This window comes from Actinokineospora pegani, assembly GCF_009745975.1.
In the GTDB taxonomy this organism is placed as follows: domain Bacteria; phylum Actinomycetota; class Actinomycetes; order Mycobacteriales; family Pseudonocardiaceae; genus Actinokineospora; species Actinokineospora pegani.
This window is the reverse complement of sequence record NZ_WHOL01000044.1, coordinates 2,501-27,283: the sequence shown is the minus strand read 5'-3', so window position 1 is coordinate 27,283 and position 24,783 is coordinate 2,501. Positions and strand designations below refer to the sequence as shown.

At 73.8% G+C, this 24,783-nt stretch carries 26 protein-coding genes (1 of these 26 running past the window's edge); 25 read left to right on the top strand and 1 reads right to left on the bottom strand.

Going from position 1 to position 24,783, the window contains the following annotated elements; translation table 11 throughout:
• Nucleotides 1-221: 221 nt before the first annotated feature.
• The 12 genes from mihF (at nt 222) to GCL84_RS03475 (ending at nt 11,221) form a co-directional block, all read left to right on the top strand.
• A complete protein-coding gene (gene mihF, locus GCL84_RS03530; RefSeq protein ID WP_075976531.1) occupies nt 222-539 on the top strand; it encodes an integration host factor, actinobacterial type in 318 nt (105 codons plus the stop codon).
• Nucleotides 540-1,151, top strand: a complete 612-nt coding sequence (gene gmk, locus GCL84_RS03525; protein ID WP_156753876.1) for a guanylate kinase — start codon at nt 540-542, stop codon at nt 1,149-1,151. It begins immediately after the preceding gene.
• A 40-nt stretch (nt 1,152-1,191) separates the two neighbouring features.
• Nucleotides 1,192-1,479, top strand: coding sequence for a DNA-directed RNA polymerase subunit omega (gene rpoZ / locus GCL84_RS03520; protein ID WP_197522992.1), 288 nt, complete (start codon nt 1,192-1,194; stop codon nt 1,477-1,479).
• Nucleotides 1,476-2,729 (top strand): bifunctional phosphopantothenoylcysteine decarboxylase/phosphopantothenate--cysteine ligase CoaBC, encoded by a 1,254-nt coding sequence (gene coaBC / locus GCL84_RS03515; RefSeq protein ID WP_156753875.1) that lies wholly within the window; start codon nt 1,476-1,478, stop codon nt 2,727-2,729. Before rpoZ ends, coaBC begins: the two co-directional genes overlap by 4 nt.
• Nucleotides 2,730-2,785: 56 nt before the next feature.
• Nucleotides 2,786-3,991 carry a methionine adenosyltransferase gene (gene metK / locus GCL84_RS03510; protein ID WP_235925967.1) on the top strand — a complete coding sequence of 402 codons (1,206 nt, stop codon included), beginning with the start codon at nt 2,786-2,788 and terminating at the stop codon, nt 3,989-3,991.
• Between the two features lie 75 nt (nt 3,992-4,066).
• Nucleotides 4,067-4,492: a DUF5313 family protein gene (locus tag GCL84_RS03505; RefSeq protein ID WP_156753874.1), complete on the top strand. Its 426-nt coding sequence runs from the start codon at nt 4,067-4,069 to the stop codon at nt 4,490-4,492.
• Between the two features lie 21 nt (nt 4,493-4,513).
• Nucleotides 4,514-6,529, top strand: coding sequence for a primosomal protein N' (locus GCL84_RS03500; protein WP_197522991.1), 2,016 nt, complete (start codon nt 4,514-4,516; stop codon nt 6,527-6,529).
• 275 nt (nt 6,530-6,804) lie between these two features.
• Complete coding sequence (gene def / locus GCL84_RS03495) at nt 6,805-7,350, top strand: peptide deformylase (protein ID WP_156753873.1); 546 nt, start codon at nt 6,805-6,807, stop codon at nt 7,348-7,350.
• A complete protein-coding gene (gene fmt, locus GCL84_RS03490) occupies nt 7,350-8,279 on the top strand; it encodes a methionyl-tRNA formyltransferase (protein WP_156753872.1) in 930 nt (309 codons plus the stop codon). Before def ends, fmt begins: the two co-directional genes overlap by 1 nt.
• The gene (locus tag GCL84_RS03485; RefSeq protein ID WP_156753871.1) at nt 8,276-9,712 is read left to right on the top strand and encodes an RsmB/NOP family class I SAM-dependent RNA methyltransferase; all 1,437 of its coding nucleotides are present in this window, start codon (nt 8,276-8,278) and stop codon (nt 9,710-9,712) included. Before fmt ends, GCL84_RS03485 begins: the two co-directional genes overlap by 4 nt.
• Nucleotides 9,709-10,218, top strand: a complete 510-nt coding sequence (locus tag GCL84_RS03480; RefSeq protein ID WP_156753870.1) for a flavoprotein — start codon at nt 9,709-9,711, stop codon at nt 10,216-10,218. The genes GCL84_RS03485 and GCL84_RS03480 overlap by 4 nt, the downstream gene beginning before the upstream one ends.
• 28 nt (nt 10,219-10,246) lie before the next feature.
• Nucleotides 10,247-11,221 (top strand): asparaginase, encoded by a 975-nt coding sequence (locus GCL84_RS03475; RefSeq protein ID WP_156753869.1) that lies wholly within the window; start codon nt 10,247-10,249, stop codon nt 11,219-11,221.
• Here the strand turns inward: GCL84_RS03475 and GCL84_RS03470 are convergent.
• Complete coding sequence (locus GCL84_RS03470; protein WP_156753868.1) at nt 11,218-12,360, bottom strand: hypothetical protein; 1,143 nt, start codon at nt 12,358-12,360, stop codon at nt 11,218-11,220. The genes GCL84_RS03475 and GCL84_RS03470 overlap by 4 nt on opposite strands.
• A gap of 161 nt (nt 12,361-12,521) precedes the next feature.
• Here GCL84_RS03470 and GCL84_RS03465 point away from each other — a divergent pair, with 161 nt between their 5' ends.
• From GCL84_RS03465 to tyrS, 13 genes are all read left to right on the top strand, one after another.
• A complete protein-coding gene (locus GCL84_RS03465) occupies nt 12,522-13,715 on the top strand; it encodes a cytochrome P450 (RefSeq protein WP_235925966.1) in 1,194 nt (397 codons plus the stop codon).
• Nucleotides 13,716-13,798: 83 nt separating this feature from the next.
• Nucleotides 13,799-14,815, top strand: a complete 1,017-nt coding sequence (argC, locus tag GCL84_RS03460; RefSeq protein ID WP_156753867.1) for an N-acetyl-gamma-glutamyl-phosphate reductase — start codon at nt 13,799-13,801, stop codon at nt 14,813-14,815.
• On the top strand, nt 14,812-16,023 hold the full coding sequence (argJ, locus tag GCL84_RS03455; protein WP_407924359.1) for a bifunctional glutamate N-acetyltransferase/amino-acid acetyltransferase ArgJ: 1,212 nt from the start codon (nt 14,812-14,814) through the stop codon (nt 16,021-16,023). Before argC ends, argJ begins: the two co-directional genes overlap by 4 nt.
• A complete protein-coding gene (argB, locus tag GCL84_RS03450; RefSeq protein WP_156753866.1) occupies nt 16,020-16,904 on the top strand; it encodes an acetylglutamate kinase in 885 nt (294 codons plus the stop codon). The genes argJ and argB overlap by 4 nt, the downstream gene beginning before the upstream one ends.
• Complete coding sequence (locus GCL84_RS03445; protein WP_268891318.1) at nt 16,904-18,124, top strand: acetylornithine transaminase; 1,221 nt, start codon at nt 16,904-16,906, stop codon at nt 18,122-18,124. The genes argB and GCL84_RS03445 overlap by 1 nt, the downstream gene beginning before the upstream one ends.
• Nucleotides 18,125-18,127: 3 nt before the next feature.
• Nucleotides 18,128-19,048: an ornithine carbamoyltransferase gene (gene argF, locus GCL84_RS03440; RefSeq protein WP_156753865.1), complete on the top strand. Its 921-nt coding sequence runs from the start codon at nt 18,128-18,130 to the stop codon at nt 19,046-19,048.
• On the top strand, nt 19,045-19,566 hold the full coding sequence (locus tag GCL84_RS03435; protein WP_156753864.1) for an arginine repressor: 522 nt from the start codon (nt 19,045-19,047) through the stop codon (nt 19,564-19,566). Before argF ends, GCL84_RS03435 begins: the two co-directional genes overlap by 4 nt.
• Nucleotides 19,563-20,756, top strand: coding sequence for an argininosuccinate synthase (locus GCL84_RS03430; RefSeq protein ID WP_156753863.1), 1,194 nt, complete (start codon nt 19,563-19,565; stop codon nt 20,754-20,756). Before GCL84_RS03435 ends, GCL84_RS03430 begins: the two co-directional genes overlap by 4 nt.
• A gap of 169 nt (nt 20,757-20,925) precedes the next feature.
• Nucleotides 20,926-22,353 carry an argininosuccinate lyase gene (argH, locus tag GCL84_RS03425; RefSeq protein WP_156753862.1) on the top strand — a complete coding sequence of 476 codons (1,428 nt, stop codon included), beginning with the start codon at nt 20,926-20,928 and terminating at the stop codon, nt 22,351-22,353.
• Complete coding sequence (locus GCL84_RS03420; RefSeq protein WP_156753861.1) at nt 22,350-22,865, top strand: hypothetical protein; 516 nt, start codon at nt 22,350-22,352, stop codon at nt 22,863-22,865. The genes argH and GCL84_RS03420 overlap by 4 nt, the downstream gene beginning before the upstream one ends.
• Nucleotides 22,853-23,488, top strand: coding sequence for a DNA-3-methyladenine glycosylase (locus GCL84_RS03415; protein WP_156753860.1), 636 nt, complete (start codon nt 22,853-22,855; stop codon nt 23,486-23,488). Before GCL84_RS03420 ends, GCL84_RS03415 begins: the two co-directional genes overlap by 13 nt.
• A complete protein-coding gene (locus tag GCL84_RS03410; protein ID WP_156753859.1) occupies nt 23,485-23,745 on the top strand; it encodes a DUF3253 domain-containing protein in 261 nt (86 codons plus the stop codon). The genes GCL84_RS03415 and GCL84_RS03410 overlap by 4 nt, the downstream gene beginning before the upstream one ends.
• Nucleotides 23,746-23,763: 18 nt before the next feature.
• Nucleotides 23,764-24,783, top strand: partial view of a tyrosine--tRNA ligase gene (tyrS, locus tag GCL84_RS03405; protein ID WP_156753858.1) — the 5' portion only. Its footprint extends 264 nt past the window's final position; only the first 1,020 of its 1,284 coding nucleotides appear in the window; the start codon lies at nt 23,764-23,766; its stop codon lies beyond the right edge, outside the window.

Here is a 24,783-nt window from a genome sequence, read left to right as displayed (position 1 = left end):
TTCGCCCCCCGCAGCCGTCCGATCGCGGTCGGTCACCGGACGGAGCCGATCATCCGCGCTATGATCGCCGCAGGTCGTAGCCCCGGTGTCACTGTTCGTTGATCAACTTTTCGGCTCCGGTCACGGTGCGCACAGGGCGGACCCGCGTTGTCTCCCCTGGCCAGGGGTCGGTAACGTCGCGGCACCGATCCGGAAGAAATCCCACCCCCACGGAGGAAATCGTGGCCCTTCCCCAGCTGACCGAGGAGCAGCGGGCCGCAGCGCTGGAGAAGGCGGCTGCCGCCCGTCGCGCGCGAGCCGAACTCAAGGAGCGCCTCAAGCGCGGCGGCACCACTCTCAAAGAGGTGCTGGCGCAGTCCGACAATGACGAGGTCCTGGGCAAGATGAAGGTCACCGCGCTGCTCGAGGCCCTCCCGGGCGTCGGCAAGGTGCGTGCCCAGCAGATCATCGAGCGCCTCGAGATCGCGCCCAGCCGCCGTCTGCGCGGCCTCGGCGACCGTCAGCGCAAGGCCTTGCTCGCCGAGTTCAGCGGCGAGTGAGTGAGCTCCTCAGCAGGCTTTGAGCCGAGGCCGGGCACCACCCGGCCTCGGCTCACTGTTGTGTCCGGCCCGTCCGGCGTCGGCAAGTCCAGCGTGGTCGCCGCGCTGCGCGCGCTGCACCCGGACCTCTACTTCTCGGTCTCGGTGACCACCCGCCCGCCCCGCCCCGGCGAGGTCGACGGGCAGCACTACCGGTTCGTCGACAAGGCCGAGTTCGACCGCCTCGCGGGCGCGGGCGAGCTGCTCGAGCACGCCGAGTACGCGGGCAACCACTACGGCACCCCCCGCGCCGCCGTCGAGGCGGCGCTGGACGCGGGCAGGCCCGCGGTGCTGGAGATCGAGCTGCAGGGGGCGCGGCAGGTGCGTGCCGCGATGCCCGAGGCGCAGTTGGTCATGCTGGTGCCGCCGTCCTGGGAGACCCTGGTCACCCGGCTCGTCGGCCGCGGCACCGAGGACGAGGCCCTGATCGCCAAGCGGCTGGCCGTGGCCAAGGACGAACTGGCCGCCGAATCGGAGTTCGACAAGGTGCTCATCAACAGCGATGTTCGGGTTGCCGCCAGCGAGTTGCTAACCTGGGTGCTCACAGACAGTTCTGAGCAGGGTCGGTCCTGAGCCGCCCCCTGCCTTCTTCTAGCTAGTTGGAGCGTTGCGCGTGATCACCTCTCCCGAGCTGGGCGCACCCGGCGAGCCGTCGAGCACCCTCGAGGGCATCACCAACCCGCCCATCGATGACCTGCTCGACAAGGTCAGCTCGAAGTACGCGCTGGTCATCTACGCGGCCAAGCGCGCACGCCAGATCAACGACTACTACGCCCAGCTCGGCGAGGGCCTGCTGGAGTACGTCGGCCCGCTCGTCGAGCCGGGCCCGCGCGAGAAGCCGCTGTCGATCGCGCTCCGCGAGATCCACGCGGGCCTTCTCGAGCACACCGAGGGCGAGTGACCCAGCGGCCCCGCGTCGTCCTCGGCGTCGGCGGCGGCATCGCCGCCTACAAGGCGTGCGAGGTCCTGCGCGGTCTCACCGAGACCGGTCACGACGTGCGGGTCGTGCCCACGGCGGCGGCGCTGAACTTCGTCGGCGCCGCCACCTTCGAGGCGCTGTCCGGGAACAAGGTGCACACCGGCGTGTTCGCCGACGTGCCCGAGGTCCCGCACGTGCGCCTCGGGCAGGAGGCCGACCTGGTCGTCGTCGTGCCCGCCACGGCGGACCTGCTGGCCAAGGCCGCGCACGGCCTGGCCGACGACCTGCTGACCAACACCCTGCTCACCGCGCGCTGCCCGGTCCTGCTGGTCCCGGCGATGCACACCGAGATGTGGGAGCACCCCGCGACCCGCGCCAACGTCGCGACGCTGCGCTCGCGCGGCACCGTGGTCGCCGAGCCCGCCAGCGGCAGGCTGACCGGCAAGGACACCGGCAAGGGGCGGCTGCCCGCCCCGGCCGAGATCACCGACCTGGCCCGGCTGCTGATCGAGCACCCGGGCGCGCTGCCGCGCGACCTCGAGGGCCTGCGCGTGGTCGTGTCCGCTGGCGGCACGCGCGAGCCGCTGGACCCGGTGCGCTGGCTGGGCAACCGCTCGTCGGGCAAGCAGGGCTACGCGCTGGCCCGCACCGCCGTGCAGCGCGGGGCCGAGGTCACCCTGGTCTCCGCGCACACCCAGGCGCTGCCCGAGCCCGCCGGGGCCGTCGTCGAGCACGTGGGCACCGCCGAGCAGTTGCGCGAGGCCGTGCACCGGGCCGCCGCCGAGGCCGACGTCGTGGTGATGGCCGCCGCGGTCGCCGACTTCCGGCCCGCCGAGCGGGTCGAGCACAAGATCAAGAAATCCGACGACGAGCCGGACCCCGCCATCGCGCTGACGCGCAACCCGGACATCCTGGCCGAGCTGGTCCGGGCCCGCCGCGAGGTCCCGCGCCCGGCGCAGACCGTCGTCGGCTTCGCCGCCGAGACCGGCGACGGCGGCACCGGGGTGCTCGACTTCGCCCGCGCCAAGCTCGCCCGCAAGGGGTGCGACCTCCTCGTGGTCAACGCCGTCGGGGAGGGCAAGGCGTTCGAGACCGAGGACAACTCTGGCTGGCTGCTCAGCGCGGACGGCTCCGAATGGCCGATCCGACTCGGCTCAAAGGCCCGAATGGCGACCGAAGTGTGGGACGCCGTGATCAAATTGCGCACTGGGTCCGCCGATGCGCCAGGCTAGGGCCATCGGCCAGCTCGTGAATCGACCTTGAACTGCGAAACGGAGTGGGAAACGGCGTGAGTGACAACAAGGGCCTGCGGCTGTTCACCTCTGAATCGGTGACCGAGGGGCATCCGGACAAGATCTGTGACGCGATCAGCGACTCGATCCTCGACGCCCTGCTCACCGAGGACCCCCGCTCCCGGGTGGCGGTGGAGACCCTGGTGACCACCGGCCAGGTGCACGTCGCGGGCGAGGTCACCACGAGCGCCTACGCCGACATCCCGGCCATCGTCCGGGAGCGCATCCTCGACATCGGCTACGACTCCTCGGCCAAGGGCTTCGACGGCAACTCCTGCGGCGTCAACATCGCCATCGGCGCGCAGTCCCCGGACATCGCCCAGGGCGTCGACACCGCGCACGAGTCGCGGGTCGAGACCAGCGACGACGAGATCGACAAGCAGGGCGCGGGCGACCAGGGCCTGATGTTCGGCTACGCCAACACCGACACCCCGGAGCTGCTGCCGCTGCCGATCGCGCTGGCGCACCGGCTGGCCCGCCGCCTGACCAAGGTCCGCAAGGACGGCGTGCTGCCCTACCTGCGCCCGGACGGCAAGACCCAGGTCACCATCGGCTACGACGGCGACCGCGCGGTCAGCCTGGACACCATCGTCGTGTCCTCCCAGCACGCCGAGGGCGTCGACCTGGACAAGCTGCTCGGCGTCGACGTGCGCGAGCAGGTCGTGGCCCCCGAGCTGGCCAACCTGGAGCTCGACACCGACAACGTGCGGCTGCTGGTCAACCCCACCGGCCGCTTCGTCATCGGCGGCCCGATGGGCGACGCGGGCCTGACCGGCCGCAAGATCATCGTCGACACCTACGGCGGCTTCGCCCGCCACGGCGGCGGCGCGTTCTCCGGCAAGGACCCGTCGAAGGTCGACCGCTCGGCCGCCTACGCCATGCGCTGGGTCGCCAAGAACGCGGTGGCCGCGGGCCTGGCCGACCGCATCGAGGTGCAGATCGCCTACGCGATCGGCAAGGCCGCCCCGGTCGGCCTGTTCGTGGAGACCTTCGGCACCGAGAAGGTCGACCCGGCCAAGATCGTGTCCGCGATCAAGGAGGTCTTCGACCTGCGCCCGGCCGCGATCATCCGCGACCTGGACCTGCTGCGCCCGATCTACGCGCCGACCGCCGCGTACGGCCACTTCGGCCGCACCGACATCGAGCTGCCGTGGGAGGCCACCGACCGCGCCGAGGCCCTCAAGAGCCTCGCGGGCGCCTAGCGGCCCCAGCACGTTCCAACGGGCCGCCACCGGGTATACCGGTGGCGGCCCGTTGTCGTGACCAGAGGAGGTGGCATGCGCTTCGTCCGTCCCAATCCGCTGCACTGGCTCTGGTACGCCGTCGGCGGGACGCTGCCCGAGCGCAACCGCATGTGGGTGCTGTGGGACCTGACCACTCGCACCTGGGTGCTGCGGCACTTCGCCAGGGTGATGGTGCTGTTCCTGCCGATCTGGCTGGTGCTGCTGGTCCCCGGGCCGCTGTCGCTGCGGCTGTCGATGGTCGCCGCGGGCTACGCGACCGGCCTGTACTTCTCGCTGTCGTTCATGGAGGACGCGGCCGAGCGGCGGCTGGTCAAGCACGGTTTCCCGGCCGGGATCAACCGCGACATCCGCGAGGGGTCCGGCAGCCGCGACCGCGCCGAGGTCGCCGAGCTCTACGCCTCGCTGTACGCCGACGGCCCGTCCGACGGTGGTGCTGACCCGGACCGCCGCGAGCGCTGAGCGTCTGGTAGACCCTCGTCCATGGCCACCCCACCCGCGAGCGCGGACGCGCTGTTCGAGGTGACCATCCCCAAGCCTGCGCCGCCCAAGGGCGCCGCCGCGGAGCTGCCGGTGGCCCGCGTGTGCGTGGAGGTCTCGGCGCACAACGTCAATAAGCTGTTCGAGTACTGGGTGCCCGCGAGCGCGGCGGAGACGGCCGTGCCCGGCTGCCGGGTGCGGGTCCGGTTCTCCGGGCAGCTCGTGGCCGGGTTCCTCATCGAGCGGGTCGCCGAGGCCGAGTACGAGCGCGACCTGATGCTGCTCGAGCAGGTCGTGTCCCCGGAGCCGGTGCTGACCCCGCAGACGGTCGAGCTGTGCCGGGCGGTGGCCGAGCGCTACGCGGGCAACCTGTGCGACGTGCTCAAGGAGGCCGTGCCCGCCCGGCGGCCCAAGCCGGAGAGCGAGCCGCCGCCCGAGCCGGTGCCCGCCCCGCCGCGACCCGCCGCCGAGGCGTGGTCGCGCTACCAGTGGGGGCAGGCGTTCCTCAACGCCGTCAACGCGGGCAGGCAGGCGCACGCGGTGTGGCAGGCGCTGCCGGGGGAGGACTGGCCCGCCCGCTTGGCCGAGGTCGCCGCCACGGCGGCCGCGGGCGGGCGCGGCGCGGTCGTCGTCGTCCCCGACCACCGCGACGTCGCCAGGGTGCACGCGGCCTGTGTCGCCCTCGTCGGCGCGGGCGCGGTGGTGGCGTTGTCGGCCGACCAGGGCCCGTCGGCCCGGTACCGCTCCTGGCTGTCGGTGCGCCGGGGCGGCCCGCGCATCGCCGTCGGCGCGCGCAGCACCGCCTACGCCCCGGTCGCCGACCCCGGCGTGTTCGTGGTGTGGGACGACGGCGACGACCAGCACTCGGAGATCAGCGCCCCGCACACCCACGCCCGCGACGTGCTGATCACCCGCGCCGAGCTGACCGGCGCGGCGGTGCTGGTGGCGGGGTTCGCCAGGACCGCGGAGGCCCAGCGCCTGGTCGACACCGGCTGGGCGGTGCAGCTCGTGGCCGCCCGCGACCAGCTCCGCGCCGCCGCCCCCCGGGTCACCGCCCTCGGCGAGCACGACAGCCAACTCGCCCGCGACGAGGCCGCCCGCACCGCCCGCATCCCCGCGGTGGCCTTCGAGGCCGCCCGCGCCGCCCTCAGCGCGGGCCGCCCGGTCCTGGTCCAGGTCCCGCGCCGGGGCTACGTGCCCGCCCTGACCTGCCAGGACTGCCGCGCCCCCGCCCGCTGCCGCCGCTGCGCGGGCCCCCTGCAACTCCCCGGCGACAGCCCCCCCACCTGCCACTGGTGCGCCGCCGTCGACGCCAACCACCGCTGCTCGGCCTGCGGCTCCCGCAAACTCCGCGCCGCCGTCGTCGGCGCCAAGCGCACCGCCGAGGAACTGGGCAGGTCCTTCCCCGGCCACCCCATCCGCACCTCCGGCGGCTCCGACATCCTCGCGTCGGTCCCCGCCAAACCCGCCCTGGTGATCGCCACCCCCGGCGCCGAACCAGTGGCCGAGGGCGGCTACGGCGCCGCCCTCCTCCTCGACGGCTGGGCCCTGCTGGGCCGCTCCGACCTGCGCGCCACCGAGAAGGCCCTCCGCCACTGGATGGCCGCCGCCGGCATGGTCGTCCCCGCCGCCCACGGCGGCCGCGTCGTGGTGCTCGCGGATTCCACCCTGGCCCCCGTCCAGGCCCTGGTCCGCTGGGACCCCGCCTGGCACGCCAGCCTGGAACTGGCGGGCCGCACCGAACTCGGCTTCCCCCCAGCGGTCCGCATGGCGGCGGTCGACGGAACCCCCGAAGCCGTGGCGACCCTCCTCAACGCCCTGGCCCTCCCCGACAACGGCGAGGTCCTGGGCCCCGTCCCGCTGGACGACCAGGGCGCCACCGAACGCGCCCTCATCCGCGTCCCCCGCCCCCAGGGCCACCAACTGGCGGCAGCCCTCTCCACGGCACTGACCTCCCGCGTGGTCCGCAAGGACCCCACCCCCGCCCGAGTCCGCATGGACCCCCAAGACCTGGTCTAGCCAACCCCCCAGCACCGCCCACCGCCCCAACCAGGTGTGGCCTTCGGCCCCCCGGTTTCCACGCTACCGCCAGGGACCGACACTTCCGACGCCTGAGACCGAGTTGTCCACAGCCTCCAAAAAGCACCCGGCGCCCAGCAACGCGAAGGCTGGATCCAGCGCCCCCCACCACAAGCGCCCCACCCAGAAGCACCTGCTCGCCGGAGAGCACACCCCACCAGAAGCACAGCCCCCACCGGCATAGACTGGTCCCCCAGCAACCACAAAGGGGAAGCATGACCGTCCAGCCCGTCCGCCTGTTCGGCGACCCAGTGCTGCGCACCCGCGCCGCCGAGGTCACCGACTTCGACCGCGAGTTGCGCAACCTCGTGCGCGACCTGTGGGACACGATGGAGAACCAGGGCGGCGCGGGCCTCGCGGCCCCCCAACTCGGTGTCGGGCTGCGGGTGTTCACCTACCACTGCGGCACCGAGGAAGGCCACCTGGTCAACCCCGTGTGGACCGCCCTCGACGACGAGGACCAGGACGGCCCGGAGGGCTGCCTGTCGATCCCCGGGCACTACTGGGACTGCGTCCGCAAGAAGAACGTCGTCGCGCGCGGGTTCGACCTGCACGGTGAGCCGCTGGAGGTGCGGGGCAGCGACCTGCTGGCGCGCTGCATCCAGCACGAGACCGACCACCTCGACGGGGTGCTGTTCCTCGACCGGCTCGACGACGAGACCCGCAAGACCGCGATGCGCGAGATCCGCCGGGCCGAGTGGTTCGACGGGACGGCGCCCACCATCAAGCAGAGCCCGCACCCGCTGTTCGGGGCGCGCTGATGCGGCTGGTGTTCGCGGGCACGCCGGAGCCTGCCCTGCCCGCGCTCAAGGCGCTCATCGACTCCCCGGACCACGACGTGGTCGCGGTCGTGACCAGGCCGGACGCGCAGGCCGGGCGGGGGCGCAAGGTGCTGCGGTCGCCGGTGGGGGCGCTGGCCGACGAGCACGGCATCGAGGTGCTGACCCCGGTCAAGGCCAGCGAGCCGGAATTCCTCGACCGGCTGCGCGAGCTGGCCCCGGACGCCTGCCCGGTGGTCGCCTACGGGGCGATCCTGCGCAGGGCCGCGCTGGAGATCCCGGCGCACGGCTGGATCAACCTGCACTTCTCGGTGCTGCCCGCCTGGCGCGGCGCCGCGCCGGTGCAGGCCACGCTGCGCCACGGCGACGAGTTCGCCGGGGCCAGCACGTTCCGCATCGTCAAGGAGCTCGACGCCGGACCGGTGTTCGGCGTGCTGACCGAGCAGGTGCGCCCGGACGACACCGCGGGGGCGCTGCTCGCGCGGCTGGCCGAGTCCGGGGCCGGGCTGCTGCTGCGCACCCTCGACGGCATCGCCGACGGGTCGCTGGTGGCGGTGGACCAGCCCGCCGACGGGGTCAGCTTCGCGCCGAAGATCGCCGTCGAGGACGCGCGCGTGGACTTCGCGCTGCCCGGCATGGCCGTCGACCGGCTCGTGCGGGCGGTGACCCCGGACCCGGGGGCGTGGGCGCTGTTCCGCGGGGAGCGGGTGAAGCTGGGCCCGGTGACCCGGGCCGAGTCCGAGGTGGAGCTCGAGGCGGGCGAACTGCTCGTCGAGCGCAAGCGGGTGCTCGTGGGCACCGCGACCTGGCCGGTGGCGCTCGGCGAGGTCCAGCAGCAGGGCAAGAAGCGCATGCGTGCGGCCGACTGGGCGCGCGGGAGCAGGATCGAAGCGGGAGAGTCTCTGTCGTGACCCAGCAAGGCAAACGGCCGCAGCGCGGCGCCGCCAGCGGACCCCGGCGCGCGCACCCGCCGAAGCGGCCGAGCGGTCCGGCGCGCCCGCCGTCGGAGGACCAGGCCCGCCGCGCCGCGCTGGACGTGCTGCGCGCGGTCCGCGCCGACGACGCCTACGCCAACCTGGTGCTGCCCAAGTTGCTGCGCGACCGGCGCATCACCGGCCGCGACGCCGGACTGGCCACCGAGCTGGCCTACGGCGCCTGCCGGGCGCGCGGCCTGCTCGACGAGGTCATCGCCGCCTGCTGCGACCGCCCACTGGCCAAAGTGGAGCCCCAGTTGCTCGACGCGCTGCGGCTGGGCGCCTACCAGTTGCTGCGCACCAGGATCCCCGCGCACGCCGCCGTCGCGGCCACTGTGGACCTGGTCCGCAACGACCTCGGCTCGCGGGTGACCGGCTTCGCCAACGCCGTGCTGCGCCAGGTCGCCGAGCGCGACGAGGCGGCGTGGCTGGACAAGCTCGCCCCGGCCGCCGACGAGGACCCGGTGGGCAACCTGGCCGCGCACACCGCGCACCCGCGCTGGATCGCCCGCGCCTTCGCCGACGCACTGGGCACCACCGGCGACGAGCTGGCCGCCGCGCTGCGCGCCGACGACTCCCGCCCGCTGGTGCACCTGGTGGCCCGGCCCGGCGAGGTCTCCGCTGAAGAGCTGGCGGCGATGACCGGCGGCGACCCCGGCCCGTACTCGCCCTACGCGGTGCACCTGGACGCGGGCTCGGGCGACCCGGGCGCGCTCGACCCGGTGCGCGAGAAGCTCGCGGGCGTGCAGGACGAGGGCAGCCAGTTGTGCGCGCTCGCCCTGACCCGCGTTCCGCTGGAAGGCGGCGACGAGGCCTGGCTGGACCTGTGCGCGGGCCCCGGCGGCAAGGCCGCGCTGCTCGGCGCGCTCGTCGGCATCTCCGGCGGCACGCTCGACGCCGTCGAGCAGACCCCGCACCGGGCCGCGCTGGTCGAGCGGATCACCTCCGGTCTGCCGGTCAAGGTGCGCGTCGCCGACGGCCGCGACCCCGGCCTGCCCGCCGACCACTACGACCGGGTGCTGGTCGACGCGCCGTGCACCGGCCTGGGCGCGCTGCGCCGCCGCCCGGAGTCGCGCTGGCGCCGCCAGCCCTCCGACGTCGGCGACCTGACCAAGCTCCAGCGCGAGCTGCTCACCTCCGCGCTCGGCCTGGTCCGCCCCGGTGGCGTCGTGGCCTACGTGGTCTGCTCCCCGCACCTGTCCGAGACCGAGGGCGTGGTCGCCGCCGTGGCCCGCAAGACCGGCGCGACGGTCCTCGACGCGCGCCCCTCGTTCCCCGACGTCCCCCACCTGGGCGAGGGCCCGTACGTCCAGCTCTGGCCGCACCGCCACGGCACCGACGCGATGTTCTGCGCCCTGCTCCAGCGGTGACCGACCGGATCCTGGGCCTCGTCGCCGCCGCCTGCGGCGGCGGCGAGACCCGTTTCCGCGCCGAGCTGGCCGAACCGGCGGCCGCCCTGGGCTGGCGCCTGGCCATCACCGCCACCCCCACCTTCGGCCGCTGGCTCGACGCCAACGGCGAGACGGAGAGGTTGCAGGCCCTGACCGACCTCCCGGTCCGCCACCACTCCCGCCTGCCGACCGACCCCAAGCCCTACCCCCGGCCGGACGCGTTCGTCTTCGCCCCGGCCTCGGCCAACTCGGTGGCCAAACTGGCCATGGGCATCGCCGACAGCCAAGCCCTCACCCACCTCAACCAGGCCCTGGGCAGCCCGGGCGTCCCGGTGGCCGTGGGGACGCTGGTGTCGGGGGAGTCGGCGGCCCACCCGCTCTGGCCGACGCACCTGGCCACCCTGCGCGCGGCGGAGGCCAGCGTGGTCGACCTGCTCACCGTCGGCCGGTGGACCTCCCTGCTCGACCTCATCGGCAACCCCTAGCCACACCGGGCAGCGTTACCGTGAGCCCATGACGAGGATCTCGGTGTTGGCGATGGGCGGCACCATCGCGATGGCCCCGGTCGCGACCGGTGGCGTCGCCCCCGCACTCGACGCGGAGTCCCTGGTGGCCGCGATCCCGGAGCTGGCGGGCAGCGGCGTGGAGATCACCGCCAGGACCCTGCGCTCGCTGCCCAGTCCCTCGGTCGGCTTCGACGACCTCAAAGCCCTGCACGCCGCGATCGCCGCCGAACTGGCCGACGGCGCCGACGGGGTCGTGGTCACCCACGGCACCGACACCCTCGAGGAGTCGGCCTTCCTCCTGGACGCCACAGTGGACACCCCGGCCCCCGTCGTCGTCACCGGCGCCATGCGCCACCCCACCGCCGCGGGCGCCGACGGACCGGCCAACCTCCTCGCCGCCGTCCGGACCGCGGCCGACACCGCCGCCCGCGACCTCGGCGTCCTGGTGGTGCTCAACGACGAGGTGCACGCCGCCCGCCACGTCGTCAAGGCGCACACCACCAGCCCCGCCGCCTTCGTCTCACCCGGCACGGGCCCACTCGGCCTGCTCGTCGAAGGCGCCCCTGCCCTCCGCCGCCTCGCCCCGGTGCGCCCCGCGCTCCCCATCCCCGCGAACACCCCGAGGATCGGCCTGTTCACCATCTCCCTCGGCGACGACGGCGAGGTGCTGCGGCTGGCCGCCCCGGCTCTCGACGGCGCGGTCCTGGCAGCGGTGGGCGGCGGCCACGTCCCGGCGGCGATGGTCCCCGCCGTCGCCGAGGCCGCCGCGCGGATACCGGTCGTGCTGACCTCCCGGGCCGGGGCGGGCCCAGTGCTGACCGGCACCTACGGCTACCCCGGCTCGGAGATCGACCTGCTCGCCAGGGGCGTGCACCACGGCGCGGCCCTGCACCCGCTCAAAGCCCGGCTCCTGCTCCACCTGCTGGTGGCCGACGGCGCCGCCCGGGAACAGGTCGGCGCCGTGTTCGCCCGCTACCGCTAGCGGGTCACGAACGGGACGGTCTGGCCCGCCGCGCCCCGGTAGGTGCCGACCACCTGGTCCCGGTACGGGTCGAGCCGCACGGACACCTCGGTGGCGCCGTCGGGCAGCGCGATCTCCGCCCGGTCCTGGCCGCGCAGCAGGGACAGCTCGCAGTCGAGGTCGGCGTCGACCTCGACGCAGTCGCGGATCAGGACCGTCTCGCGTTCGTTGACCTCCACGGCGTAGGCGTAGGCGCCGTCCGGGGTCAGGTCGATCGGCCTGCCGTCGCGCCACATCGTCGCGTGCGAGCCCACGCCCGGGATGTAGGAGGAGCCGACCACGACCCCGGAGCCGTTGGCCCGGTGGGCAGGCGTGTACCGCCCGTCGACGGAGCCGCCGTAGAAGGCGTTCCCGGTGGGGTCGAGGGGCGGCAGCTCCGTGCGCGCGTCGCCGCGGACGACCTGCGCGTGCCAGATCGGGTCCCGACCCACCACGCGCCACTCCTGCGCCAACAGCTCGCCGGTGCGGGTGAACTCGATGGGCAGCAGCGCCGACTGCCCCGACACGGTCCGGGGCGCGCCGCCCGCCGCGTCCCACACCAGGGTCCTCTCGCTGGTGGTGGTGAACACGCGCGCGGCGACGTCGCCGCGCCTGCTGATCGTCGCCTCGCTCGGCTCGGGGAAGGGGTAGTCGGCGAGCAGGCGGGTGTGGCCCGCCCGCCACAGCGAGAGCTGGGTGCTCGTGGCCGTCGTCGCCCGCACCAGGACGTGGCCCAGGTCGCTGAGGCCGATGGCCTCGCTGGTGTCGAACCCGGCCGGGTGCAGGTCGAGGCGCCTGCCCGCGATCCACGCGGTCGCGCGGCCGTTGTGCGCGCCCGCGACAGCCCCGAGGTCGTTCGCGTCGATCACGGTGCTGACGCCGTCGAGCGGCTCTAACGGGACCACGCGGAAGCCGGTCCACCGCACGGCCCGCGATCTGCCGGGAACGCCCGCGGTGCCGTAGACGCCGGAGGCGGTGCTCTCCACAGCGGTCCCGAGGGTCGCGCCGAGCGGCAGGGGCAGGGGCCGGGTGGTCAGTGCCGGGTCGGCGGCGGCGGGCAGGGCGGTCGCGGCGAGCAGGGCGGCGACGGCGAGGGCGCAGGAGGCCAGGCTTTTTCGCATGTCGCCGACGATGGCAGGCCCGGGTGTGGGAAACATCCGCCAAGCCGGTCCACACTCACGCCCTGCGACGGGGTCGGGTCACTCATTTGCCCGATGAACCCACCCCGTCCCCGTGGCACGGTCGAGGGGCGACCCCGAACCCCACCACGATGGAGGCGCCCGTGACCCAGGCTTCCGAGCTGCCGCTGCACATGCGCCGCGAAGGCTTCCAGCTCGGCCCCGACCTGCTCGGCCTGCGCGAGACCGGGGAGGTCCCGAGGGTGCGGGTGCGGCTGGGCATGGAGGCCTGGCTGATCACCCGGCACGAGGACGTGCGCCGGGTGTTCGCCGACCCTGTGACCTTCGCCAACGACCCGCGCAAGGCCACGCGGCGGCTGGACGTCTTCGGCGCCTCCGAGGAGGAGCGGCGCCAGGCGCTGGCGGGCAACCTGCTCGCCCTCGACCCGCCGGAGCACACCCGGCTGCGCAAGGCGCTGGCGGGCGCGTTCACCGTGCGCCGGATGCGCGCGCTGGAGCCGCGGGTGGCCGAGATCGTCGACGAGCACCTGGACGCCATGCAGGCCAAGGGGCGCGCCGACCTGGTCGCCGACTTCGCCCTGCCGATCCCGTCGCTGGTCATCTGCGAGCTGCTCGGCGTCCCCTACGCCGACCGGGACTCCTTCCAGGCCCGCACCGCCAAACTGGTCGACGTCTCGCTGCCCGCCGACGAGCTGTTCGCCGAGGCCCGCCGCATGCGCGAGTACATGCTCTCCCTCGTCCGGCAGGCCAGGGCCGACCCCGGCGACGACCTGATCGGCGCGCTGGTCCAGCACGGGTCGGACTTCACCGACGACGAGCTCGCGGGCATGGGCAACCTGCTGCTCATCGCGGGCCACGAGACCACCGCCAACATGCTCGGCCTGGGCACCCTGGCCCTGCTGCGCCACCCCGATCAGCTCGCCGCCCTGCGCGCGGACCCCGACCTGATCGGCAACGCGATCGAGGAGCTGCTGCGCTGGCTGAGCATCGTGCACACCGGCACCCTCAAGATCGCCACCGCCGACACCGAGATCAACGGCCACCCCATCGTCAAGGGTGACCTGCTCGTCGTCTCGATCCCCATGGCCAACCGCGACCCCGCCGCTGTGGACGACCCCGACCGCCTCGACCTGAGCAGGCCGGACATCGCCCACCTGGCCTTCGGTCACGGCATCCACCACTGCCTCGGCGCCCCGCTGGCCAGGATGGAGCTGCGCACGGCCTTCCCCGCCCTGCTCAACCGCTTCCCGGACCTGCGCCTGGCCCCCGGGGCCGAGCCTGCCTTCCGCTCGTTCAGCGTCGTCTACGGCGTCGCGGAGCTGCCCGTGGAGTGGTGAGACGCCGGATCGGCGCTGTGCGGTTCGACACCTCCGGGTGAAGGCGATTGATTGATATTGCACGAGCGTGCATAATCATCCATATGACGATCCGGATCGCGGTGGCGGGCGCCAGCGGCTACGCGGGCGGCGAGCTGCTGCGCCTGCTGCTCGCGCACCCCGAGGTGGAGATCGGCGCGCTGACGGCGGGGGGCAACGCGGGCTCGCCCCTCGGCGAGCACCAGCCGCACCTGCTGCCGCTGGCCGACCGGGTGCTGGCCGAGACCACGGCGGAGACCCTCGCGGGCCACGACGTGGTCTTCCTGGCCCTGCCGCACGGGCGCTCGGCGGAGATCGCCGCCCAGCTCGGGGATGCCGTCGTCATCGATTGCGGCGCCGACCACCGGCTGACCGACGCCGCCGCGTGGGAGCGGTGGTACGGCGGCGAGCACGCCGGGCACTGGCCCTACGGCCTGCCCGAGTTGCCCGGCGGCCGCGCGGCCCTGCGCGGGACCAAGCGCGTCGCCGTCCCCGGCTGCTACCCGACGGTCAGCACCCTCGCCCTCGCCCCGGCCGTCGCCGCCGGACTGGTCGAGCCGGACGTCACCGTCATGGCCGTGTCCGGCACCTCCGGCGCGGGCAAGTCCAGCAAGCCGCACCTGGTCGGCTCGGAGGTCATGGGCTCGCTGAGCACCTACGGCGTCGGCGGCGCGCACCGGCACACCCCGGAGATCACCCAGAACCTGAGCGCGCTCGCGGGCGCCCCGGTCGCGGTGTCGTTCACCCCCGTGCTGGCCCCGCTCCCGCGCGGCATCCTCGCCACCTGCACGGCCAAGCTCGCCTCGTCCGAGGACCCGCGCGCGGTCTACCAGAAGGCCTACTCCGACGAGCCGTTCGTGCACCTGCTGCCCGAGGGCCGTTGGCCCACCACCGCCGCCGTGCTCGGCTCCAACGCCGTCCAGTTGCAGCTCACCGTCGACGCCGACCTCGGCAAGCTCGTCGTGGTCGCCGCCGTCGACAACCTGACCAAGGGCACGGCGGGCGCCGCCGTGCAGTCCATGAACCTCGCCCTCGGCCTCCCCGAGACGACGGGCCTGTCCACCGTGGGGGTAGCGCCGTGAGTGAGACCAGCGCCGTGAGTGCGACCAGCGCCCCGATCGACCGGGGCAGCGGGGTCGCCGCGCCGAGGGGCTTCACCGCCGCGGGCGTCGCCGCGGGCATCAAGGCCAACGGCAAGCCGGACATGTCGCTCGTGGTCAACGAGGGCCCCGCCACCGTCGCCGCGGGCGTGTTCACCCGCAACAAGGTCAAGGCCGCCCCGGTGCTGTGGTCGCAGCAGGTGCTCACCACCGGCGCGCTCAAGGCCGTCGTGCTCAACTCCGGCGGGGCCAACGCCTGCACCGGCCCCGGCGGGTTCCAGGACACCCACGCCACCGCGGAGAAGGTCGCCGAGGTCCTCGGCCTCGGCGCCGTCGACGTCGCGGTCTGCTCCACCGGCCTGATCGGCGAGCGGCTGCCCATGCCCGCCGTCCTCGGCGGGGTGGACGCCCTGGTGAAAGCGCTTGCGCACGGGGTGGACAGCTCGCTCGAGGCCGCCACCGGCGTGCTGACCACCGACACCCGGCCCAAGCAGGCCGCGCTGGCCCACAAGTCCGGCTTCACCATCGGCGGCTTCGCCAAGGGCGCGGGCATGTGCGCGCCCAACATGGCCACCATGCTCAGCGTCGTCACCACCGACGCCGACATCGACCAGCCCACCGCCGACGCCGCCCTGCGCGCCGCGATCGAGCACACCTTCAACCGCCTCGACATCGACGGCGGCACCTCCACCAACGACACGCTGCTGCTGCTGGTCTCCGGCGCCTCCGGGGTCGCCCCCGACGCGGAGACCTTCACCGCCGCGCTCACCGACCTCTGCGCCGACCTGGTCGCCCAATTGCAGGCCGACGCCGAGGGCGTCACCAAGCACGTCACCATCAAGGTCACCGGCGCGCGCACCGACGCCGAGGCGGTCGCCACCGCCCGCGAGGTCGCCCGCGACAACCTGTGCAAGACCGCCTTCTTCGCGGGCGACCCGAACTGGGGCCGCATCGCGATGGCCGTCGGCAACGCGCCCACCGAGTTCGACCAGTCCGGCCTGGACATCACGCTCAACGGCACGGTCGTCTGCAAGGACGGCTTGGGTGTCGGCGACCGGCTCGACGCCGACCTGTCCGGCCTCGACATCCTGGTCGAGATCGACCTGCACGCGGGCGAGGGCAAGGGCACGGTGCTCACCACCGACCTGTCGCACGCCTACGTCGAAGAGAACAGCGCCTACTCCTCATGACCAGCCCCACCGAGAAGGCCGCGATCCTCGTCGAGGCCCTGCCCTGGCTGCGGCGGCTGAACGGCGCGCTCGTCGTGGTGAAGTACGGCGGCAACGCCATGATCGACGACGAGCTCAAGAAGGCCTTCGCCGAGGACATGGTCTTCCTGCGCCTCGCGGGCCTGCGCCCGGTCGTCGTGCACGGCGGCGGCCCGCAGATCAGCGCCATGCTCAAGCGCCTCGGCATCGCCGGGGAGTTCCGCGGCGGCCTGCGCGTCACCACCCCCGAGACGATGGACGTCGTGCGGATGGTGCTCGTCGGCCAGGTCAGCCGGGAGCTGGTCGGTCTGATCAACCACCACGGCCCGCACGCGGTCGGCATCTCCGGCGAGGACGCGCGGCTGTTCACCGCCGAGCGCCGCACCACCGTCGTCGACGGCGAGGTCGTCGACCTCGGCCAGGTCGGCGACGTGGTCACGGTCAACCCCGACGCCGTGCTCGACATCGTCCGCGCCGGGCGCATCCCGGTGGTGTCCACAGTGGCCCCCGACGTCAACGGCGTCCCGCACAACGTCAACGCCGACACCGCCGCCGCCGCGCTCGCCGTGGCGCTGGAAGCCGAGAAGCTCGTGGTCCTCACCGACGTCGAGGGCCTCTACGCCGACTGGCCCGACCGCTCCTCGCTGCTGCCCGAGATCCGCGCGTCGCGGCTGCGCGAGCTGCTGCCGAGCCTGGAGAGCGGCATGGTCCCCAAGATGGAGGCGTGCCTGCGGGCCGTCACCGGCGGGGTGCCGCGCGCGCACGTCATCGACGGGCGCCTGGCGCACTCCGTGCTGCTGGAAGTGTTCACCGAGACCGGAGTCGGCACCATGGTGCTGCCCGACCAGGAAGGGAGTGAGTAGTGGACACGTGCTCCGTCGAATCGAATGAGGACGGCCAGCGCCGCTGGAAGTCCGCCATGCAGGACAACTACGGCACGCCCGCCCTGACCCTGGTCCGCGGCGAGGGCGCCCACGTCTTCGACGCCGACGGCAACCGGTACCTCGACCTCGTCGGCGGCATCGCCACCAACGCGCTCGGCCACGCCCACCCCGCCGTCGTCGAGGCGGTCAGCACCCAGATCGCCACCCTCGGCCACACCAGCAACCTCTACGTCAACCCGGTCGCGCTGGAACTCGCCGAGGCCCTGCTCGACGCCGCGGGCCTCACCGGCCAGGCCAAGGTCCTGTTCGCCAACTCCGGGGCCGAGGCCAACGAGACCGCGCTCAAGCTCAGCAGGCTCACCGGCCGCACCAAGGTCGTCGCCTGCGAGGGCGCCTTCCACGGCCGGACCATGGGCGCGCTCGCGCTCACCGGCCAGCCCGCCAAGCGCACCCCGTTCGAGCCGGTCACCCCCGGCGTCACGCACATCCCGTACGGCGACGTCACCGCGCTCGAGGCCGCCGTCGACACCGACACCGCCGCGCTCTTCCTGGAACCGGTCCTCGGCGAGGGCGGCGTCGTCGCCGCCCCCGACGGCTACCTGCAGGCCGCCAGGGAGATCACCGCCGCCGCGGGCGCGCTGCTGGTCCTCGACGAGGTGCAGACCGGCCTCGGCCGCCTCGGGAGCTGGTTCGCCTTCCAGCAGGCAGGCATCACCCCCGACGTGTTCACCCTGGCCAAGGGCCTCGGCGGCGGGCTGCCGCTGGGCGCCTGCGTCGCCGTCGGCGCCGCGGCCGAGCTGTTCGGCCCCGGCCAGCACGGCACCACCTTCGGCGGCAACCCCGTCTCCGCCGCCGCGGGCCTCGCCGTGCTGCGCACCATCGCCGCCGACGACCTGCTGGCGCACGCGGCCGCGCTCGGCAAGGACATCGCCGCCGGGGTCGAGGCGCTCGACCACCCGCTGGTCTCCCGAGTCCGGGGGCGCGGGCTGCTGCTCGGCATCGCGCTGACCGCCCCGGCCGCCGCCGAGGTCGCCGCCGCCGCGCTCAAGACCGGGTACCTGGTCAACAACGTCCAGCCCGACGTCGTCCGGCTCGCCCCGCCGCTGATCCTCACCGACGAGCAGGCAGGCGCGTTCCTCGCCGACCTGCCCGCCATCCTCGACAGCGTCCCCATGCCCGCAACAACACCGGAGGGCTGAGCTGTGGTCCGCCACTTCCTGCGCGACGACGACCTGACCCCGGCCGAGCAGCGCCAGGTCCTCGACCTGGCCAAGGAGCTCAAGGCCGACCCGCTCGGCAACCGCGCGCTCGAGGGCAAGTCGGTCGCGGCCATCTTCGAGAAGAACTCCACCCGCACCCGGCTGTCGTTCGACGTGGGCGTGCACCAGCTCGGCGGGCACCCGATCATCGTCGACGGCCGCACCATGCAGCTCGGCCGCGAGGAGACCATCGAGGACACCTCCCGGGTGCTCTCGCGCTACGTCGACGCCGTCGTCTGGCGCACCTACGCCCAGAAGCGCATCGAGGCCATGGCCTCGGTCTCCGACGTCCCGGTGGTCAACGCCCTGACCGACGAGTTCCACCCCTGCCAGGTCCTCGCCGACCTGCAGACCGTCGAGGAGCGGCTCGGCCGACTCGCCGGGGTCACCCTCACCTACCTCGGCGACGGCGCCAACAACATGGCCCACTCGCTGCTGCTCGGCGGCGCCACCGCGGGCCTGCACGTGCGCGTCGCCGCCCCCGAGGGCTTCCAGCCGCAGGACAACTTCATCCTCGACGCCAAGCGGCGGGCCACCGAGACCGGCGGCAGCGTCGAGGTGCACACCGACCCCGTCTCCGCCGTCACCGGCTGCGACGTCCTGGTCACCGACACCTGGACCTCCATGGGCCAGGAGAACGACGGCCGCGACCGGACCGGCGCCTTCCGCCGCTTCCAGGTCAACGCCGAGCTGCTCGGCCTGGCCAACGACGGCGCCATCGTCCTGCACTGCCTGCCCGCCCACCGCGGCTGGGAGATCACCGACGAGGTCCTCGACGGACCGTCCAGCGCCGTCTGGGACGAGGCCGAGAACCGCCTGCACGCGCAGAAGGCGCTACTGGCCTGGCTGGTGACCCAGGCGTGACCACCACCCGCGCCGCGCGCCACGCGCGCATCGTCGCCCTCATCGCCGAACGGCCGGTGAACAGCCAGACCGAGCTGGCCCGGCTGCTCGCCGAGGACGGCGTCGAGGTCACCCAGGCCACGCTCTCGCGCGACCTGGACGAACTGGGCGCGGTCAAGCTGCGCGCCGCCGACGGCGGCGCGCCGGTCTACCTCATCCCCGAGGATGGCAGCCCCGTGCGCGGCGTGCACGGCGGCACCTCCAGGCTGAGCAAGCTGCTCTCCGAGCTGCTGGTCTCCGCCGAGGGGTCGGCCAACCTCATGGTGCTGCGCACGCCGCCCGGCGCCGCGCAGTTCCTCGCCAGCGCGATCGACCGCGCCGCGCTGGTGGAGGTCGTCGGCACCATCGCCGGGGACGACACCATCATGGTCATCTGCCGGGAGCCGGTGACCGGGACAACGCTGGCCGGGCGGTTCCGCCAGATGGCCAGCCGCACCGCTCCCGAAAACGTGCACAACCAGCAAGGAGAAAGCTCATGAGTGACAGGGTCGTGCTGGCCTACTCCGGTGGCCTCGACACCTCGGTGGCCATCGGCTGGATCGCCGAGGAGACCGGCGCCGAGGTCGTGGCCGTCGCGGTGGACGTCGGCCAGGGCGGCGAGGACATGGACACCATCCGCAAGCGGGCGCTGGAGTGCGGCGCCGTCGAGGCCGTCGTCGCCGACGCCCGCGACGAGTTCGCCGAGCAGTACTGCCTGCCCGCCCTGCAGGCCAACGCCCTCTACATGGACCGGTACCCGCTGGTCTCGGCCATCTCCCGCCCGGTGATCGTCAAGCACCTGGTCGAGGCGGCCAAGTACCACGGCGCCAGCACCGTCAGCCACGGCTGCACCGGCAAGGGCAACGACCAGGTCCGCTTCGAGGTCGGCATCGGCGCGCTCGCCCCCGACCTGACCTGCATCGCCCCGGTCCGCGACTTCGCCTGGACCCGGGAGAAGGCCATCTCCTGGGCCAACGACCGCAACCTGCCCATCGACGTGTCGAAGAAGTCCCCGTACTCCATCGACCAGAACGTCTGGGGCCGCGCGGTCGAGACCGGCTTCCTCGAGGACATCTGGAACTCCCCGATCGAGGACGTCTACGACTACACCGCCAACCCGGCCGAGCCGCGCGACGCCGACGAGGTGGTCATCACCTTCGACAAGGGCGTCCCGGTCGCCATCGACGGCGAGACCGTCACCGTGCTGCAGGCCATCCAGCAGCTCAACCGGCGCGCGGGCGCCCAGGGCGTCGGCCGCCTCGACATCGTCGAGGACCGGCTGGTCGGCATCAAGAGCCGTGAGGTCTACGAGGCCCCCGGCGCCATCGCGCTGATCACCGCGCACCAGGAGCTGGAGAACGTCACCGTCGAGCGCGACCTGGCCCGCTTCAAGAAGACCGTCGGGCAGCGCTGGGCCGAGCTGGTCTACGACGGCCTGTGGTTCTCCCCGCTCAAGGACGCGCTGGACACGTTCATCGCCGACACCCAGCGGTACGTCACCGGAGACATCCGGATGACCCTGCACGGCGGCCGCGCCGTCGTCACCGGCCGCCGCTCCGACGTCGGCCTCTACGACTTCAACCTCGCCACCTACGACGAGGGTGACGAGTTCGACCAGAGCCTCGCCAAGGGTTTCGTCCAGCTCTGGGGCCTCCCGAGCAAGATCGCCGCCCGCCGCGCGCAGCGCTGAGACATCCGCCGCCCGCCACCTTCCCCGCCCGGCATCGTTCCCGGCTCGGCGGGGAAGGTGGCGGCTTCCCGGCGGCACCTCCGGGAAAGCCCCCCGCCCGGGGCGCGGACCCGCGCCCCGGCGGTCATACTCGACCACTTCACCCGCTCCGAACCCAGGAAGTCCTCCCGTGACCCAGCAGGAACCCACCGCTCTGTGGGGTGGGCGTTTCGCATCCGGCCCGTCGCCCGCCCTCTCCGCCATCAGCCTGTCGACGCACTTCGACTGGCGCCTGGCGCACTACGACATCGCCGGGTCCCGCGCCCACGCCCGCGTCCTGCACCGCGCGGGCCTGCTGTCGGACTCCGAGCTGTCCGGGATGCTCACCGCGCTCGACGTGCTGGAGTCCGACGTCGCCAGCGGCGCGTTCACCCCCGTCGTCGCCGACGAGGACGTGCACACCGCCCTCGAGCGCGGCCTCATCGAGCGCGCGGGCGCCGAGCTGGGCGGCAAGATCCGCGCGGGCCGCTCCCGCAACGACCAGATCGCCACCCTGTTCCGCATGTGGCTGCGCGACGCGGCCCGCCAGGTCGCGGGCGGCGTCCTCGACCTCGTCGACGCCCTGGTCGGCCAGGCCCAGCGGCACCCGGACGCCCCCATGCCCGGCCGCACCCACCTGCAGAGCGCCCAGCCGATCCTGCTCTCGCACCACCTGCTCGGCCACGCCCAGGCGCTGCTGCGCGACGTCGAGCGGCTGCGCGACTGGGACAAGCGCGCCGCCATCTCGCCCTACGGCGGCGGCGCGCTCGCGGGCTCGTCGCTGGGCCTGGACCCGGCCGCCATCGCCGAGGAGCTGGGCTTCGACGCCCCCGCCGAGAACTCCCTCGACGGCACCTCCTCGCGCGACTTCGCCGCCGAGTTCGCCTTCGCCACGGCCATGCTCGCGGTCAACGTCTCCCGCATCGCCGAGGACGTCATCATCTGGTGCACGGCGGAGTTCTCCTACGCCAAGCTGCACGACTCCTGGTCCACCGGCAGCTCGCTCATGCCGCAGAAGAAGAACCCCGACATCGCCGAGCTGGCCCGCGGCAAGTCCGGCCGCCTCATCGGCAACCTGTCCGGCCTGCTGGCCACCCTCAAGGCCCAGCCCATGGCCTACAACCGCGACCTGCAGGAGGACAAGGAGCCGGTCTTCGACTCCGTCTCCCAGCTCGACCTCGTGCTGCCCGCGATGGCCGGGATGATCGCCACCCTGGCCTTCGACACCGACCGGATGGCCGCGCTCGCCCCGCTCGGCTACACCCTGGCCACCGACATCGCCGAGTGGCTGGTCCGCAAGGGCGTGCCGTTCCGCGTCGCGCACGAGGCCGCGGGCGAGTGCGTCCAGGTCGCCGAGACCCGCGGCGTCGGCCTCGACGAGCTCACCGACGCCGAGTTCGCCGCCGTCGACCCCGCGCTGACCCCCGAGGTCCGCGAGGTGCTCACCGTCGCAGGCTCCATCGCCTCCCGCGACGCCCACGGCGGCACCGCCGGGATCCGCGTCGCCGAGCAGCGCGAGCGGGTCGTGCACCGGGTCGCCGACCACCGCGCCTGGGCGGAGCAGGTCATCCGCAAGTGACCCTCCCGGCCAACGTCCTGTTCCTCGGCCGCGGGTCGGGCAGCGAGCTGCTCGGCCCGCTCGCCGAGCCGGACCACGCCGTGCGGGTCCGCTCGATCGGCGGCGACCTCGCCGGGGCGTGGGCCGCCGCGCGCGAGCAGGGCTGGGACTACGTCGTGCTGCGCGCCCAGCACGACGGGGCAGCGGGCGCCGCCCGGGTCCTGGTCCCCGCCGTCCTGGCCGCGGGCGCGCACGCCGCGCTGAGCCCGGCCGACCCCGCCGACCCCCGCGCGCAGGCCGACCTGGACACCCTCGGCCGGGAGCTGGGCGCCACCAGCACCCCGGTCGCCGCGGCCTGGGCGCTGGCCGCCCGCGAGGGCGTGGACCTGCGCGGCGGCGCGGGCAGCTACCTCTCCGCGTGCGCGCTGCTCGCGGGCCTGTTCCGGCTCGACCCGCGCGGGCGCGCCGACGGCGGCCTGCCCGACGCCGCCCGGTTGCAGGACCTGGCCTGGCGGGCGGCATGCGCCAGTTGACCCGCGCCGAACTCGCCGTCGACCCGCTGCTCGCCGCGCGGGCCCTGCTCGGCGCGGTCGTCGAGTCGACCACCCCGCAGGGCGTCGTCCGCGTCCGGCTCACCGAGGTCGAGGCCTACCGGGGCGGCGACGACCCCGCCTCGCACTGCTACCGGGGCAAGACCCCGCGCAACGCGGTCATGTTCGGCCCGGCGGGGCACCTCTACGTGTACTTCGTCTACGGGATGCACTTCTGCGCCAACATCGTGAACCTGACCGATGGCGTCCCCGGCGCGGTCCTGCTCCGCGCGGGGGAGGTGGTCGAGGGCGTGGAGCTCGCCGAACGCCGCCGCCCCGCCGCCCGGGGCCGCGACGACCTCGCCCGCGGCCCCGCCAAGCTCGCGAGCGTCCTGGCGCTGCAACGCGCGCACAACGGCATCGACCTGACCGACCCGGAGTCCTCCGTGCGCCTCTACGCGGGGGAGACCGTCGAGCCCGCCTGCGTCAGCACCGGCCCCAGGGTCGGCGTCGCGGTGGCCATGGACATCCCCTGGCGCTTCTGGATCACCGGCGACAAGACCGTCAGCGCCTACAAGCGCGGCGGCAAGCGCCGCCCCGCCGCGGACCCCACCCCGGGGACATGACCGACCCCGGCCCAGAGCGCATCGCCGAGGCCCTGCGCGCCCGCCTCGACCGGGGCACCTCCGCGTGCCCCTCGGAGATCGCCAGGGCGCTGCGCCCCGACGACTGGCGGGCGCTGATGGACCCGGTGCGCGCCGTCGCCGCCGACCTCGCCGCCCGGGGCGAGCTGGAGGTCACCCAGGGCGGGCGCCCGGTCGACCCGGCCCGCGCGCACGGGCCCGTCCGCTACCGCAAACCCGGTGGAACGGGCGCTGGCTGAGCAGGGACAATGGCCGCCGTGAGTGAACACATCCTCGACGAGCTGACCTGGCGCGGCCTCATCGCGCAGTCCACCGACCTCGACGCCCTGCGCGGGGACCTCGACGCGGGCCCACTCACCCTCTACGCCGGGTTCGACCCGTCCGCGCCGAGCCTGCACGCCGGGAACCTGGTGCCGCTGCTGATGCTGCGCCGCTTCCAGAAGGCGGGCCACCGGCCGATCATCCTGGCGGGCGGCGCCACCGGCATGATCGGCGACCCGCGCGATGTCGGGGAGCGCACGCTCAACCCCGTCGACACCGTCGCAGACTGGGTCGGCCGCATCCGGGGGCAGCTCGAGCGCTTCGTCGACTTCGACGACAGCAACGGGCCGGGCACCGCCGCCATCGTGGTCAACAACCTCGACTGGACCGGGCCGATGACCGCGCTGGAGTTCCTGCGCGACGTCGGCAAGCACTTCTCGGTCAACGTCATGCTCGCCAGGGAGACGGTCAAGCGCCGCCTCGACGGCGACGGGATGTCCTACACCGAGTTCAGCTACCTGCTGCTCCAGTCGCACGACTACCTGCACCTCAACCGCACGCACGGCGCGCGGTTGCAGGTGGGCGGCTCCGACCAGTGGGGCAACATCGTCGGCGGGGTCGACCTCATCCGCAAGGTCGACGGCGGCGCCGCGCACGCGCTCACCGCCCCATTGGTCACCGACGCCGAGGGCCGCAAGTTCGGCAAGTCCACCGGGGGCGGCAACGTCTGGCTCGACCCGGAGAGGACCTCGCCGTACGCCTGGTACCAGTACTTCGTGAACGTGGGCGACGCCGACGTCATCCGCTACCTGCGGCTGTTCACGTTCCTGTCCAAGGACGAGATCGACGCCCTGGAGCAGGAGACGGCCGACAAGCCGCACCTGCGGGCCGCGCAGAAGCGGCTGGCCGAGGAGTTCACGACCCTGGTGCACGGCAGGCACGAGACCGACCAGGTCATCGCCGCCAGCCAGGCCCTGTTCGGCCGGGGGGAGCTCGACGCCCTGGACCTGTCGACG

Coding starts and splice junctions, on each gene's coding strand:
- GCL84_RS03505 (WP_156753874.1), top strand. CDS start 4,067: ATGCGCTTCGTCCGTCCCAATCCGCTGCACTGGCTCTGGTACGCCGTC.
- GCL84_RS03500 (WP_197522991.1), top strand. CDS start 4,514: ATGGCCACCCCACCCGCGAGCGCGGACGCGCTGTTCGAGGTGACCATC.
- def (WP_156753873.1), top strand. CDS start 6,805: ATGACCGTCCAGCCCGTCCGCCTGTTCGGCGACCCAGTGCTGCGCACC.
- fmt (WP_156753872.1), top strand. CDS start 7,350: ATGCGGCTGGTGTTCGCGGGCACGCCGGAGCCTGCCCTGCCCGCGCTC.
- GCL84_RS03475 (WP_156753869.1), top strand. CDS start 10,247: ATGACGAGGATCTCGGTGTTGGCGATGGGCGGCACCATCGCGATGGCC.
- GCL84_RS03470 (WP_156753868.1), bottom strand. CDS start 12,360: ATGCGAAAAAGCCTGGCCTCCTGCGCCCTCGCCGTCGCCGCCCTGCTC.
- argC (WP_156753867.1), top strand. CDS start 13,799: ATGACGATCCGGATCGCGGTGGCGGGCGCCAGCGGCTACGCGGGCGGC.
- argB (WP_156753866.1), top strand. CDS start 16,020: ATGACCAGCCCCACCGAGAAGGCCGCGATCCTCGTCGAGGCCCTGCCC.
- GCL84_RS03430 (WP_156753863.1), top strand. CDS start 19,563: ATGAGTGACAGGGTCGTGCTGGCCTACTCCGGTGGCCTCGACACCTCG.
- GCL84_RS03415 (WP_156753860.1), top strand. CDS start 22,853: ATGCGCCAGTTGACCCGCGCCGAACTCGCCGTCGACCCGCTGCTCGCC.
- GCL84_RS03410 (WP_156753859.1), top strand. CDS start 23,485: ATGACCGACCCCGGCCCAGAGCGCATCGCCGAGGCCCTGCGCGCCCGC.